25 protein-coding genes are annotated in these 12,995 nt (G+C 63.2%); all 25 read left to right on the plus strand.

Features of this window, described 5'->3' with window-relative positions:
• On the plus strand, positions 1–297 hold a 297-nt coding region (locus DPM35_RS20675), incomplete at its 5' end, for an EF-Tu C-terminal domain-related protein (protein ID WP_463151207.1).
• Between the two features lie 68 nt (positions 298–365).
• Positions 366–674, plus strand: coding sequence for a 30S ribosomal protein S10 (gene rpsJ, locus DPM35_RS20680; protein ID WP_006205468.1), 309 nt, complete (start codon positions 366–368; stop codon positions 672–674).
• 61 nt (positions 675–735) lie between these two features.
• A complete protein-coding gene (rplC, locus tag DPM35_RS20685; RefSeq protein WP_112129137.1) occupies positions 736–1,452 on the plus strand; it encodes a 50S ribosomal protein L3 in 717 nt (238 codons plus the stop codon).
• Positions 1,452–2,072, plus strand: coding sequence for a 50S ribosomal protein L4 (gene rplD / locus DPM35_RS20690; RefSeq protein ID WP_112129138.1), 621 nt, complete (start codon positions 1,452–1,454; stop codon positions 2,070–2,072). Before rplC ends, rplD begins: the two co-directional genes overlap by 1 nt.
• Positions 2,069–2,362 (plus strand): 50S ribosomal protein L23, encoded by a 294-nt coding sequence (locus DPM35_RS20695; RefSeq protein WP_040983033.1) that lies wholly within the window; start codon positions 2,069–2,071, stop codon positions 2,360–2,362. The genes rplD and DPM35_RS20695 overlap by 4 nt, the downstream gene beginning before the upstream one ends.
• A 22-nt stretch (positions 2,363–2,384) precedes the next feature.
• Positions 2,385–3,218: a 50S ribosomal protein L2 gene (rplB, locus tag DPM35_RS20700; protein WP_040970375.1), complete on the plus strand. Its 834-nt coding sequence runs from the start codon at positions 2,385–2,387 to the stop codon at positions 3,216–3,218.
• Between the two features lie 16 nt (positions 3,219–3,234).
• Positions 3,235–3,513: a 30S ribosomal protein S19 gene (gene rpsS / locus DPM35_RS20705; protein WP_040994617.1), complete on the plus strand. Its 279-nt coding sequence runs from the start codon at positions 3,235–3,237 to the stop codon at positions 3,511–3,513.
• A gap of 2 nt (positions 3,514–3,515) precedes the next feature.
• Entirely contained in the window at positions 3,516–3,905 is a 390-nt protein-coding gene (gene rplV, locus DPM35_RS20710; protein ID WP_010909277.1) for a 50S ribosomal protein L22, read from the plus strand.
• Positions 3,905–4,639, plus strand: coding sequence for a 30S ribosomal protein S3 (rpsC, locus tag DPM35_RS20715; RefSeq protein ID WP_112129139.1), 735 nt, complete (start codon positions 3,905–3,907; stop codon positions 4,637–4,639). Before rplV ends, rpsC begins: the two co-directional genes overlap by 1 nt.
• A 27-nt stretch (positions 4,640–4,666) precedes the next feature.
• Positions 4,667–5,080, plus strand: coding sequence for a 50S ribosomal protein L16 (rplP, locus tag DPM35_RS20720; protein WP_040970378.1), 414 nt, complete (start codon positions 4,667–4,669; stop codon positions 5,078–5,080).
• 12 nt (positions 5,081–5,092) lie between these two features.
• Positions 5,093–5,293, plus strand: coding sequence for a 50S ribosomal protein L29 (gene rpmC, locus DPM35_RS20725; RefSeq protein ID WP_042642190.1), 201 nt, complete (start codon positions 5,093–5,095; stop codon positions 5,291–5,293).
• A gap of 4 nt (positions 5,294–5,297) precedes the next feature.
• Positions 5,298–5,537, plus strand: coding sequence for a 30S ribosomal protein S17 (gene rpsQ / locus DPM35_RS20730; RefSeq protein ID WP_042642192.1), 240 nt, complete (start codon positions 5,298–5,300; stop codon positions 5,535–5,537).
• A gap of 74 nt (positions 5,538–5,611) precedes the next feature.
• Positions 5,612–5,980: a 50S ribosomal protein L14 gene (rplN, locus tag DPM35_RS20735; protein WP_006205457.1), complete on the plus strand. Its 369-nt coding sequence runs from the start codon at positions 5,612–5,614 to the stop codon at positions 5,978–5,980.
• Between the two features lie 12 nt (positions 5,981–5,992).
• On the plus strand, positions 5,993–6,307 hold the full coding sequence (gene rplX, locus DPM35_RS20740; protein ID WP_040983021.1) for a 50S ribosomal protein L24: 315 nt from the start codon (positions 5,993–5,995) through the stop codon (positions 6,305–6,307).
• Positions 6,300–6,878, plus strand: a complete 579-nt coding sequence (gene rplE / locus DPM35_RS20745) for a 50S ribosomal protein L5 (protein WP_112129140.1) — start codon at positions 6,300–6,302, stop codon at positions 6,876–6,878. The genes rplX and rplE overlap by 8 nt, the downstream gene beginning before the upstream one ends.
• A 26-nt stretch (positions 6,879–6,904) precedes the next feature.
• Entirely contained in the window at positions 6,905–7,210 is a 306-nt protein-coding gene (rpsN, locus tag DPM35_RS20750; protein WP_112129141.1) for a 30S ribosomal protein S14, read from the plus strand.
• A 12-nt stretch (positions 7,211–7,222) separates the two neighbouring features.
• A complete protein-coding gene (gene rpsH, locus DPM35_RS20755) occupies positions 7,223–7,621 on the plus strand; it encodes a 30S ribosomal protein S8 (RefSeq protein WP_040994628.1) in 399 nt (132 codons plus the stop codon).
• 89 nt (positions 7,622–7,710) lie between these two features.
• Positions 7,711–8,244 carry a 50S ribosomal protein L6 gene (gene rplF, locus DPM35_RS20760; protein ID WP_112129142.1) on the plus strand — a complete coding sequence of 178 codons (534 nt, stop codon included), beginning with the start codon at positions 7,711–7,713 and terminating at the stop codon, positions 8,242–8,244.
• Between the two features lie 122 nt (positions 8,245–8,366).
• Positions 8,367–8,726 carry a 50S ribosomal protein L18 gene (rplR, locus tag DPM35_RS20765; protein ID WP_040983012.1) on the plus strand — a complete coding sequence of 120 codons (360 nt, stop codon included), beginning with the start codon at positions 8,367–8,369 and terminating at the stop codon, positions 8,724–8,726.
• A 78-nt stretch (positions 8,727–8,804) separates the two neighbouring features.
• A complete protein-coding gene (gene rpsE, locus DPM35_RS20770; protein ID WP_027046810.1) occupies positions 8,805–9,374 on the plus strand; it encodes a 30S ribosomal protein S5 in 570 nt (189 codons plus the stop codon).
• Positions 9,375–9,399: 25 nt separating this feature from the next.
• The gene (gene rpmD, locus DPM35_RS20775) at positions 9,400–9,597 is read left to right on the plus strand and encodes a 50S ribosomal protein L30 (protein WP_027170355.1); all 198 of its coding nucleotides are present in this window, start codon (positions 9,400–9,402) and stop codon (positions 9,595–9,597) included.
• 22 nt (positions 9,598–9,619) lie between these two features.
• Entirely contained in the window at positions 9,620–10,093 is a 474-nt protein-coding gene (gene rplO, locus DPM35_RS20780) for a 50S ribosomal protein L15 (RefSeq protein WP_112129143.1), read from the plus strand.
• Positions 10,094–10,350: 257 nt separating this feature from the next.
• Complete coding sequence (secY, locus tag DPM35_RS20785; RefSeq protein ID WP_095818133.1) at positions 10,351–11,691, plus strand: preprotein translocase subunit SecY; 1,341 nt, start codon at positions 10,351–10,353, stop codon at positions 11,689–11,691.
• Entirely contained in the window at positions 11,688–12,278 is a 591-nt protein-coding gene (locus tag DPM35_RS20790; RefSeq protein WP_112129144.1) for an adenylate kinase, read from the plus strand. Before secY ends, DPM35_RS20790 begins: the two co-directional genes overlap by 4 nt.
• 229 nt (positions 12,279–12,507) lie before the next feature.
• Entirely contained in the window at positions 12,508–12,876 is a 369-nt protein-coding gene (rpsM, locus tag DPM35_RS20795) for a 30S ribosomal protein S13 (protein WP_027170351.1), read from the plus strand.
• The last annotated feature ends 119 nt before the right edge of the window (positions 12,877–12,995 follow it).

The following is a 12,995-nucleotide window of genomic DNA, read 5'->3' on the forward strand; positions in this document are numbered from 1 at the left end:
GGTTCGGTGAAGCCGCACAAGAAGTTCGTGGCCGAAGCCTACATCCTGACCAAGGACGAGGGCGGCCGTCACACGCCGTTCTTCACCAACTACCGTCCGCAGTTCTACTTCCGCACGACGGACGTGACGGGCATCGTGACGCTGCCGGCCGGCACCGAGATGGTGATGCCCGGCGACAACATCACCGTCGACGTCGAGCTGATCGTGCCGATCGCGATGGAAGAGAAGCTGCGCTTCGCCATCCGTGAAGGCGGCCGCACCGTCGGTGCAGGCATCGTCGTCACCATCAAGGAATAATTGGACTGAAACGGATCTGTCGCGGGCGCGGGAGCTGCCCGCGCCGCGCCAGAACAAGGAATTGACGCATGAACGGACAGAATATCCGCATCCGCCTTAAAGCGTTTGATCACCGGGTGCTCGACGCCTCGACGCGCGAAATCGTGTCGACCGCCAAGCGCACCGGCGCCAACGTCCGCGGCCCCATTCCGCTGCCGACGCGGATCGAAAAATTCACGGTCAACCGGTCGCCCCACGTCGACAAGAAGAGCCGTGAGCAGTTCGAGATGCGCACGCACAAGCGGCTGCTCGACATTGTCGATCCGACCCCGCAGACGGTCGATGCTTTGATGAAGCTCGATCTGGCGGCCGGTGTCGACGTCGAGATCAAGCTCTAAGGGAACGAGAGCGCGGTAAGGGGCGCTGCCCCTGGCCCGGAACTCTAAAGGAATTGAACCGATGCGTTCAGGTGTGATTGCAAAGAAGGTGGGAATGACCCGCATCTATAACGATGCCGGGGAACATGTTCCCGTCACCGTTCTCCAGATGGAGAACTGCCAGGTCGTGGCTCAGCGCACGCAGGAGAAGAACGGCTACACCGCCGTCCAGCTCGGCGTTGGCCTTGCCAAGGTGAAGAACACGTCGAAGGCGCTGCGTGGCCATTTCGCCGCCGCCTCCGTCGAGCCGAAGGCGAAGCTCGCGGAGTTCCGCGTCTCCGCCGACAACATGATCGACGTCGGCGCCGAGCTGACCGTCGAGCATTTCGTCGCCGGCCAGAAGGTCGACGTCACCGGCACCTCGACCGGTAAGGGTTTCCAGGGCGTGATCAAGCGGCACAACATGGGTGGTGGCCGCGCGACCCACGGTAACTCGGTCTCGCACCGCACGCACGGCTCGACCGGTCAGCGCCAGGACCCCGGCAAGGTGTTCAAGGGCAAGAAGATGGCCGGCCACATGGGTGATACCCGCGTGACCACGCAGAATGTCGAAGTCGTCTCGACGGACGTGGATCGCGGCCTGATCCTGATCCGCGGCGCGGTTCCCGGCGTCAAGGGCGCCTGGATCCTGGTTCGCGACGCCGCCAAGGTTGCGCTGCCGGCCAACGCGCCGAAGCCCGCCGCGATCCGTGCCGCTGCCGCCAAGAACGAAGCCCCGGCCACTGAGGGAGCGGAATAATGGACCTCAAGATCACAACGCTCGGCGGCAAGGACGCCGGCAAGGTGAAACTCTCCGAGGAGATTTTCGGCCTTGACCCGCGCGAGGACATCCTGCAGCGCGTCGTGCGCTGGCAGCTCGCCAAGAAGCAGCAGGGCACGCACAAGGCAAAGGGCCGCGCTGAGATCGCGCGCACCGGCGCCAAGATGTACAAGCAGAAGGGTACGGGCCGCGCCCGTCACCATTCGGCTCGCGCTCCGCAGTTCCGCGGCGGCGGCAAGGCGCACGGCCCGGTCGTGCGCAGCCATGAGCACGACCTGCCGAAGAAGGTGCGCGCGCTTGGCCTCAAGCACGCTCTCTCGGCCAAGGCCAAGAGCGCTTCGCTCATCATCGTCGACGAGCTGAAGCTTGCCGAAGCCAAGACCAAGGCGCTGGCGGCGAACCTCGAGACGCTGGGGCTGACCAACGCCCTGGTGATCGGCGGCGCCGAGCTCGACCAGAACTTCAAGCTGGCCGCCACCAACATTCCGAACATCGACGTGCTGCCCATCCAGGGCATCAACGTCTACGACATTCTGCGCCGCGGCACGCTGGTCCTTTCGAAGGCCGCCGTCGAGGCTCTCGAGGAGCGCTTTAAATGACCGACCTCCGTCACTACGACGTGATCGTCTCGCCGGCGATCACCGAAAAGTCGACCATGGCTTCCGAGCAGAACCAGGTCGTCTTCAACGTCGCCAAGAAGGCGTCGAAGCCGGAAATCAAGGCTGCCGTGGAAGCTCTCTTCGGCGTCAAGGTGACGGCAGTGAACACGCTCGTCCGCAAGGGCAAGATCAAGCGCTTCCGCGGCACGGTTGGCCGCCAGGGCGACGTCAAGAAGGCGGTTGTGACGCTGGCCGACGGCCAGTCGATCGACGTCGCGACGGGTCTCTGAGCAAGGCCGCGAGGACAGGACAATGGCACTTAAGAAATTCAACCCGGTAACGCCGAGCACCCGCCAGCTGGTCATCGTCGACCGCTCGGGCCTCTACAAGGGCAAGCCCGTCAAGGGCCTGACCGAAGGCCTGACCAAGTCGGGCGGCCGCAACAATTACGGCCGCATCACGGCCCGCTTCATCGGCGGCGGTCACAAGCGTTCGTACCGCATCATCGACTTCAAGCGTAAGAAGTACGACGTGGTCGGCACGGTCGAGCGTATCGAATACGATCCTAACCGCACCGCCTTCATCGCGCTGATCAAGTATGACGACGGCGAGCTGTCCTACATCCTGGCCCCGCAGCGCCTGGCTGCCGGCGACAAGATCGTGGCCGGCGAAGCGGTCGACGTGAAGCCGGGCAACGCGATGCCGCTGGCCTCGATGCCGGTCGGCACGATCGTCCACAACATCGAGCTGAAGCCGGGCAAGGGCGGTCAGGTCGCCCGTTCGGCTGGCGGTTACGCCCAGCTCGTTGGCCGTGACCAGGGCATGGCGATCCTGCGCCTCAACTCGGGCGAGCAGCGCGTCGTGCACGGCTCCTGCATGGCCACTGTCGGCGCAGTGTCGAATCCCGACCATGGCAACATCAACGACGGCAAGGCCGGTCGCACCGTTTGGCGCGGCAAGCGTCCGCACAATCGCGGCGTGGCCATGAACCCGGTCGACCATCCGCATGGCGGCGGCGAAGGCCGCACCTCGGGTGGCCGTCATCCGGTTTCGCCCTGGGGCAAGCCGACCAAGGGCAAGAAGACGCGGTCCAACAAGGCGACCGACAAGTTCATCGTGCGCTCGCGCCATCAGCGCAAGAGCTAAGAAGAGGTAACGCCAAGTGACTCGTTCGATTTGGAAAGGCCCCTTCGTCGACGGCTACCTTCTCAAGAAGGTGGACAAGGTTCGCGAGGGTGGTCGCAATGAGGTGATCAAGATGTGGAGCCGTCGCTCCACCATCCTGCCGCAGTTCGTCGGCTTCACCTTCGGTGTCTACAACGGCCAGAAGCATGTCCCGGTCTCGGTGAACGAGGACATGGTCGGCCACAAGTTCGGTGAATTCGCTCCGACCCGGACCTATTACGGTCACGGCGCGGATAAGAAGGCGAAGAGGAAATAATCATGGGCAAGGCCAAAGCTCCGCGCAGGCTTGCTGATAACGAGGCGCGTGCCGTTCTGCGCACGATCCGTATCAGCCCGCAGAAGCTCAACCTGGTTGCCGCGCTGATCCGCGGCAAGAAGGTCGCGACCGCGCTCTCCGACCTCGAATTCTCGGCCAAGCGGATTTCCGGCACGGTCAAGAAGACGCTGGAATCGGCGATCGCCAACGCGGAAAACAATCACGACCTCGATGTCGACGCGCTTGTCGTGGCGGAAGCCTATGTCGGCAAGTCGATCGTCATGAAGCGCTTCCACGCTCGTGGCCGCGGTCGCGCCAGCCGTATCGAAAAGCCGTTCTCGCACCTCACGATCGTCGTTCGTGAAGTCGAGGAAAAAGGGGAGGCCGCATAATGGGCCAGAAAGTCAATCCGATCGGGCTGCGTCTCGGCATCAACCGTACCTGGGATTCGCGCTGGTTCGCGAACACCGGCGAATACGGCCAGCTGCTGCATGAAGACCTCAAGATCCGCAAGTATCTCGAGAAGGAACTCAAGCAGGCCGCGATCTCCAAGGTCGTGATCGAGCGTCCGCACAAGAAGTGCCGCGTCACCATTCATGCGGCGCGTCCGGGCCTGATCATCGGCAAGAAGGGCGCCGACATCGAGAAGCTTCGCAAGAAGCTGACCGAGATGACGAAGTCCGAAACGCACCTCAACATCGTTGAAGTGCGCAAGCCCGAGATCGACGCCACGCTGATCGCGCAGTCGATCGCGCAGCAGCTCGAGCGCCGCATCGCGTTCCGCCGCGCCATGAAGCGAGCCGTTCAGTCGGCCATGCGTCTCGGCGCCGAAGGCATCCGCATCAACTGCTCCGGCCGTCTCGGCGGCGCCGAAATCGCGCGCATGGAATGGTACCGCGAAGGCCGCGTGCCGCTGCACACCCTGCGCGCCGATGTCGACTACGGCACGGCCGAGGCCAACACGGCTTACGGCATCTGCGGCGTCAAGGTGTGGGTGTTCAAGGGCGAGATCCTCGAGCACGACCCGATGGCTTCCGAGCGCCGTGCAACCGAAGGCGATGCCGCGCATGGCGGCGGCGGTGCTGGTGGCGAGCGCGAACGCGGCCGTCGTCGCGAGAACGCCTGAGACATTTGAGAATTTGGAGTTAGAACGATGCTGCAGCCAAAGCGCACAAAGTTCCGCAAGCAGTTCAAGGGCCGTATCCACGGTACCGCCAAGGGCGGCACCAACCTGGATTTCGGCGGTTTCGGGCTGAAGGCGCTTGAGCCGAACCGCGTCACCGCGCGCGAGATCGAGGCGGCCCGCCGCGCGATCACCCGCGAGATGAAGCGCGCCGGCCGCGTCTGGATCCGGGTGTTCCCGGATCTGCCGGTCACCTCGAAGCCGACCGAAGTCCGCATGGGTAAGGGCAAGGGCGGCGTCGACTATTGGGCGGCGCGCGTGAAGCCCGGCCGCATCATGTTCGAGATCGACGGTGTCAGCGAGGAGACCGCGCGTGAAGCGCTGCGTCTCGGTGCCGCCAAGCTCTCGGTCAAGACGCGCTTCGTGCAGCGCATCGCAGAATAAGGACAGGCGATCATGAAAGCCGAAGACATCCGGACCAAGACCCAGGATCAGCTGACCGACGACCTGGCCGCGCTGAAGAAGGAGCAGTTCAACCTGCGCTTCCAGAAGGCCACCGGCCAGCTCGAGAAGACCGCGCGCGTGAAGCAGGTCCGCAAGGACATCGCGCGCATCAAGACCATCGCCGCGGAAAAAGCCGCGGCCAAGAAGGGTTAAGACCATGCCGAAGCGTATCCTGCAGGGCACCGTCGTCAGCGACAAGAACGAGAAGACGGTTGTCGTCAAGGTCGAGCGTCGCTTCACGCACCCGGTGATGAAGAAGACCGTGCGCATGACCAAGAAGTACAAGGCGCACGACGAGAACAACGCCCACAAGGTCGGCGACCAGGTGTTCATCCAGGAATCGAAGCCGATTTCGAAGGACAAGCGCTGGGTCGTGGTTACCTCGGACCAGGCGTAAACAAACGAATTTTGGACAGACCGGGGAGGGGCGTCGCGCGCCTGTCCCGTTAGAAAAGAAGAAGGCGGCCAGTCATGATTCAGATGCAAACAAACCTCGACGTCGCGGACAATTCCGGCGCCCGTCGTGTCATGTGCATCAAGGTGCTGGGCGGCTCGAAGCGGAAGTACGCATCCGTCGGCGACATCATCGTGGTGTCGATCAAGGAAGCCATTCCGCGCGGCCGCGTTAAGAAGGGCGATGTGATGAAGGCGGTCGTGGTTCGCACGGCCAAGGACATCCGCCGTCCGGACGGCAGCGTGATCCGTTTCGACAAGAACGCGGCCGTTCTCGTCGACAATAAGAAAGAGCCGATCGGCACCCGTATCTTCGGACCGGTTCCGCGCGAGCTGCGCGCCAAGAACCACATGAAGATCATCTCGCTCGCGCCTGAAGTGCTGTAAGGAGCCGGACCAATGCAAAAGATCAGAAAAGGCGACAAGGTCGTCGTGCTTGCCGGCAAGGACAAGGGCCGTTCGGGCGAAGTCCTGTCGGTGCAGCCGAAGGAAGACACCGCGGTCGTCCGCGGCGTGAACCTCATTCGCCGTCACCAGAAGCAGACCCAGTCCCAAGAGGGCGGGATCATCACCAAGGAAGCGCCGATCCACCTGTCGAACATCGCGCTGGCCGACCCCAAGGACGGCAAGCCGACCCGCGTCGGCTTCACCATCCAGAAGGACGGCAAGAAGGTGCGCGTCGCCAAGCGTTCGGGAGAAGTCATCAATGGCTAAGGCTGAAACCAAGCAGGCGGCTGCCAAGAACGAGCCGCGCCTCAAGAAGGTCTATCAGGAGACCATCCGCAAGGCGCTGCAGGAGCAGTTCGGCTACGACAACGAGATGCAGGTTCCGCGCATCGACAAGATCGTGCTGAACATGGGCGTCGGCGAAGCAACCGCCGATTCCAAGAAGCCCTCGGTCGCGGCCGAGGATCTCGCGCTGATCGCCGGCCAGAAGGCCGTCGTGACCCGCTCGCGCAAGTCGATCGCGGGCTTCAAGGTGCGCGAGAACATGCCGATCGGCGCCAAGGTCACGCTGCGCAAGGAACGCATGTACGAGTTCCTCGACCGCCTCGTGAACATCGCGCTGCCGCGCGTTCGCGACTTCCGCGGACTGAACCCGAAGAGCTTTGACGGCCGTGGCAACTACGCCATGGGCATCAAGGAGCACATCGTGTTCCCAGAGATCAACTACGACAAGGTCGATCAGGTCTGGGGCATGGACGTCATCGTTTGTACGACGGCGAAGACGGATGACGAGGCCAGGGCTCTGCTCAAGGCCTTCAACTTCCCCTTCCGCCAGTAACGGCAGCGAAAAAGGAAAAATCTGAAATGGCAAAGACCAGCTCAGTCGAGAAGAACAACCGGCGCCGCAAGCTAACCGGTCAGTACGCCGCCAAGCGCGCCGCGCTGAAGGCCATCATCATGGATCAATCCAAGCCGATGGAAGAGCGTTTCCGCGCCCAGTTGAAGCTTTCGGCGCTGCCGCGCAACTCGGCCAAGATCCGCATCCGCAACCGCTGCGAAGTCACGGGCCGTCCGCGCGCCTACTATCGCAAGCTCAAGCTTTCGCGTATCGCGCTTCGCGATCTGGGCAATACCGGCCAGATCCCGGGCCTGGTCAAGTCGAGCTGGTAAGGAGACACTGAGATGTCATTGAGCGATCCTCTCGGCGATATGCTGACCCGCATCCGCAACGCCTATGGCCGCAAGAAGTCGAGCGTTTCGACCCCGGCCTCGCGTCTGCGCGCCCGCGTTCTCGACGTGCTGAAGTCGGAAGGTTATATCCGCGACTACAGCCAGACCGACTTCGAAAACGGCAAGTCGGAAATCGAGATCGAGCTGAAGTATTTCGACGGCGCCCCGGTCGTGCGCGAGATCGAGCGTGTCTCGAAGCCCGGCCGCCGCGTCTATGTCTCGGCCAAGTCGATCCCGCAGGTCGCCAACGGCCTCGGCATCGCCATCCTTTCGACGCCGAAGGGCGTCATGGCCGACCATGAAGCGCGCGAGCAGAATGTCGGCGGCGAGATCCTCTGCCAGATCTTCTGATCGGCCAGAGATTGATGAATGGGCTTCGGTTCTCGGGATCGCGCCCGGGAACTGGAACCTGAAACGAAAGAAGTGACGAGGACAACAAAATGTCTCGTATCGGAAAGAAACCCGTTTCGCTGCCGCAGGGCGTGTCCGCGACCGTCAACGGCCAGACCGTGACGGCGAAGGGCCCGAAGGGCGAGCTGAAGTTCGTGGTCAACGACGAAGTGCTGGTGAAGATGGAGAACAACGAGATCTCCGTCGAGCCGCGCGACCAGACCAAGACCGCCCGCTCCAAGTGGGGCATGTCGCGCACGCAGATCGTCAACATCCTGCAGGGCGTGAAGGACGGCTTCGAGAAGAAGCTCGAGATCACCGGCGTCGGCTATCGTGCGGCATTGCAGGGCAAGAACCTACAGCTGGCCCTCGGCTTCAGCCACGATGTCATCTATGAGACGCCCCAGGGCATCACCATCTCGGTGCCGAAGCCGACCGAAATCACGGTCTCGGGCATCGACAAGCAGCAGGTCGGCCAGGTCGCCGCCGAGATCCGCGAATATCGCGGTCCGGAGCCGTACAAGGGCAAGGGCGTGCGCTATGCCGACGAGCGCATCGTGCGCAAGGAAGGCAAGAAGAAGTAACAGGCTGGCCCGTAGAGTTGCGGGCCAAGCCAGAGACGTGTAACGCCGCGGGGAGCGGCCGCGGGAGGCTTGGCCTACCGCACAGGGTTGCCCCCGTTTTCTGAAGGCAGGGAACTGACAGTATGAGCACGAAAGAAGCCACCCAGCGCCGCGCGCAGCGCATCCGCCGCCAGATCAAGAAGGTCGCCGGCGCGCGTCCGCGTCTGTCGGTGCACCGCACCTCGAAGAACATCTACGTCCAAGTGATCGACGACGCCAAGGGCCACACGCTGGCCGCTGCCTCGACGCTCGAGAAGGACCTCAAGGGTTCGCTCAAGACCGGCGCCGACACGGCTGCCGCCGCCGCCGTCGGCAAGCTGATCGCCGAGCGCGCCGCGAAGGCCGGCGTCAAGGAAGTCGTCTTCGATCGTGGCCCGTACATCTATCATGGCCGCGTCAAGGCGCTGGCCGAAGCTGCGCGCGAAGGCGGTCTCAGCTTCTGATTTTAAACCGTCGGCGACCCGAAATGCGGCGCCGGCAAACAGCAACCCGTGCTTCCGGAAAAGAACAAGGAACAGGATATGGCACAGGAACGTAGAGAAGGCGGCCGCGGCCGCGAGCGTGAACGCGAAGAGCGTGACGACGGCATGGTGGACAAGCTCGTCCACATCAACCGCGTCGCCAAGGTGGTGAAGGGTGGCCGTCGTTTCGGCTTTGCCGCTCTCGTCGTCGTCGGCGACCAGAAGGGCCGCGTCGGCTTCGGCCACGGCAAGGCGCGCGAAGTGCCGGAAGCCATCCGCAAGGCGACCGAATCGGCCAAGCGCGACATGATCTTCGTGCCGCTGCGTTCGGGCCGCACGCTGCATCACGACGTCGAGGGCCGCTGGGGCGCCGGACGCGTTCTGCTGCGCGCCGCCAAGCAGGGTACCGGCATCATCGCCGGCGGTCCGATGCGCGCCGTCTTCGAGACGCTCGGCATGCATGACGTGGTCGCCAAGTCGATGGGTTCGTCGAATCCCTACAACATGGTTCGCGCCACCTTCGACGCGCTGAAGAGCCAGATGCATCCGAAGGATGTGGCTGCGGCGCGCGGCATCAAGTACTCGACCCTTCAGGCCCGCCGCGGCACCGCCGTTGCGGCTGAAGAATAGTCGACGCTGACCAGGGATTTCGACCATGGCCAAGAAAGCTACCAAGACCATCACCGTCGAGCAGATCGGTTCGCCGATCCGCCGGCCGAAGGAGCAGCGCGCGACGCTGGTCGGCCTCGGCCTGAACAAGATGCACAAGCGGCGCACGCTGGAAGATACCCCTTCCGTGCGCGGCATGATCGCCGCCGTCCAGCACCTCGTCCGCGTCGTGGACGAGGCCTGAACGGAAGCGCAGGAGAAGAATGATGAAACTCAACGATCTGCGTGACAAGGACGGCGCCACGCATTCCAGGAAGCGCCTCGGTCGCGGCATCGGCTCCGGCTCGGGCAAGACCGCCGGTCGCGGCGTCAAGGGCCAGAAGGCCCGTTCGGGCGTTGCCATCAACGGCTTCGAGGGCGGCCAGATGCCGCTCTACCGGCGCCTGCCGAAGCGTGGCTTCAACAACCTGTTCGGCAAGAGCTTCGCGATTGTATCGCTGGCCAAGATCCAGGCGGCGATCGACGCCAAGAAGCTCGACGCCAAAGAGGCCGTGACGGCTGAGGCCCTGGTTGCCGCCGGCGTCATCCGCCGCGCCAAGGACGGCGTGCGCGTGCTGTCCGACGGCGAGCTGAAGGCCAAGCTCTCCTTCGACGTCGCCGGCGCCTCCAAGGCCGCGATCGAGAAGATCGAGAAGGCCGGCGGTTCGGTGAAGTTGCCGGAAGCGGCCGCCGCCGAGTAACGGCGATTTGAAGCGCGGCCGAGCGGGATGACTTCGCATTTTCCCTCGAACCGCGCTTTGACCAGATGAATTGGGCGGCCGCGTCAACGCGGCCGCTTGCATGTTTAAGGTCCGGAGCTTATCTCGTGGGCTTCGGTGACACGCGCCGCCTGAGCTGGGGGCGTCGAGCGTGACACGGAAATCAATGAAGTAGAGCAGGATGTTGTCCGAAAGCCGCTCCACACTTTTCGGCATCATGCTCTAGCGGAGAATCAGGCATGGCTTCGGCTGCTGAACAACTAGCCTCCAATCTGAATTTCGCGGCCTTCGCCAAGGCCGAGGATCTCAAGAAGCGCATCTGGTTCACCATCGGTGCGCTGCTCGTCTACCGCCTCGGCACCTACATCCCGCTTCCCGGCATCAATCCCGACGCTTTCGCCCAGGCCTTCTCCTCGCAGAGCAAGGGCGTGCTCGGCATGTTCAACATGTTTGCCGGCGGCGCCGTGCAGCGCATGGCGATCTTCGCGCTGGGCATCATGCCCTACATCTCCGCCTCCATCATCATGCAGCTGATGACCTCGGTCATCCCGTCGCTGGAAGCGCTGAAGAAGGAAGGCGAGCAGGGCCGCAAGATCATCAACCAGTACACGCGCTACGGCACCGTGCTCCTGGCGCTGATCCAGGCCTACGGCATTTCGATCGGTCTCGAGGGCGGCAACGGCATCGTCAACGATCCCGGCATGTTCTTCCGCATCTCGACCGTCGTCACGCTGGTCGGCGGCACCATGTTCCTGATGTGGCTCGGCGAGCAGATCACGGCGCGCGGCATCGGCAACGGCATTTCGCTGATCATCTTCTCCGGCATCGTCGCCGGCTTGCCGCGGGCGATCTCCGGCACGCTGGAGCTCGGCCGCACCGGCGCGCTGTCGACGGGTCTCATCCTCGCGATCATCGTTCTGGCCATCGTCGTCATCGCGCTGATCGTCTTCTTCGAGCGCGCGCAGCGCCGCCTGCTCATCCAGTATCCGAAGCGCCAGGTCGGCAATCGCATGTTCCAGGGCGATACCTCGCATTTGCCGCTGAAGCTCAACACTTCGGGCGTCATCCCGCCGATCTTCGCGTCCTCGCTGCTGCTTTTGCCGGCTACCGTCGCAGGCTTCTCGCAGGCGACCAACCTGCCGGCCTGGGCAAGCACGATCCTGGCCTCGCTCGGCCACGGCCAGCCGCTCTACATGATCTTCTATGCGGGCATGATCGTCTTCTTCGCCTTCTTCTACACGGCGATCGTCTTCAACCCGAAGGACACGGCCGACCAGCTCAAGAAGCATTCCGGCTTCATCCCGGGCTATCGTCCGGGCGAGCGCACGGCCGAATATATCGACTATGTTCTGACGCGTATCACCGTCATCGGCGCCATCTACCTGGTGCTGGTCTGTCTGCTGCCTGAGTTCCTGATTTCAGCGACTGGCGTACCTTTCTACCTCGGTGGCACATCGCTTCTGATCGTGGTCAGTGTCACGCTCGACACGGTGGCGCAGATTCAGGGTCACCTGATCGCGCACCAGTATGAGGGCCTGATCAAGAAGTCGAAGTTGCGCGGGGGGAAGAGGAGCAGATGAGGCTGATATTGCTTGGGCCGCCAGGGGCGGGCAAGGGGACGCAAGCACAAAGACTGGTAGAACAACACGGCATCCCCCAGCTCTCGACGGGAGACATGCTGCGTGCCGCCGTTCAGGCCGGAACCGAAGTCGGCAAGCGCGCCAAGGCGGTGATGGATGCCGGCGAGTTGGTCTCTGACGCAATCGTCAACGCCATCGTCGCCGAGCGCATCGATCAGCCGGATTGCGCCAAGGGCTTCATCCTCGACGGCTATCCGCGCACGCTGGTGCAGGCGGACGCGGTCGAGGCGATGCTTGCCGAGCGCGGCATCGCGCTCGACACCGTCATCGAGCTTGTCGTCGACGACAAGGCGCTGGTCGGGCGAATCGTCAAGCGTGCCGAGGATGCCAAGGCCGCCGGCCAGCCGGTGCGCAAGGACGACAACCCGGCCGTGTTCGAGGAACGCCTGCGTGAATACTACAAGAAGACGGCGCCGCTGACCGGCTACTACTACGCCAAGGGCAAGCTCAAGACCGTCGACGGCATGGCCAGTATCGATGCGGTAACCGCCGAGATCGACAAGGTGCTCGCGGCCGCGGCGAAGTGAGCCGGACCGACAATTGAAGATTGCGCTTGGCGACAATTGAAGATTGCGCTTGACTGAAGTGGGCCGTTGGGGTATGGCGGCCCGTCTTCCTATCAGGCATGGACTTTGCTTGCCCTTGCGGGCAATGCATCCGCTTTGAACCAGGAAACTCCCGCAAGGGCCGGCCTCCACCGGACGCGGGATAACTTGAACGCCGGCTCGTCCGGCCTACATGGAGAAAGAGAAGAACATGGCTCGTATAGCCGGCGTCAACATTCCGACCAACAAGCGCGTCGTCATTGCGCTTCAGTACATTCACGGCATCGGCAAGAAGTTTGCCCAGGAGATCGTCGACAAGGTCGGCATCCCGGCGGACCGCCGCGTCAACCAGCTGACCGACGCGGAAGTGCTGCAGATCCGCGAGACGATCGACCGCGACTACCAGGTCGAAGGCGACCTGCGCCGCGAAGTCTCGATGAACATCAAGCGGCTGATGGACCTCGGCTGCTACCGCGGCCTGCGTCACCGCCGCTCGCTGCCCGTCCGCGGCCAGCGCACGCACACCAATGCGCGCACCCGCAAGGGCCCGGCCAAGGCGATCGCCGGCAAGAAGAAGTAATTGGTGAATGGTCAGTGGTGAATGGGGAATGGCGTTTTGCCCATTCACCATTTCACCATTCTCCATTCACTTCCCAAGGTGGAGCCGCTGGCATTACGGCGGTGTAGAGATCAACTGAA

This window comes from Mesorhizobium atlanticum, assembly GCF_003289965.1.
Taxonomy (GTDB): domain Bacteria; phylum Pseudomonadota; class Alphaproteobacteria; order Rhizobiales; family Rhizobiaceae; genus Mesorhizobium; species Mesorhizobium atlanticum.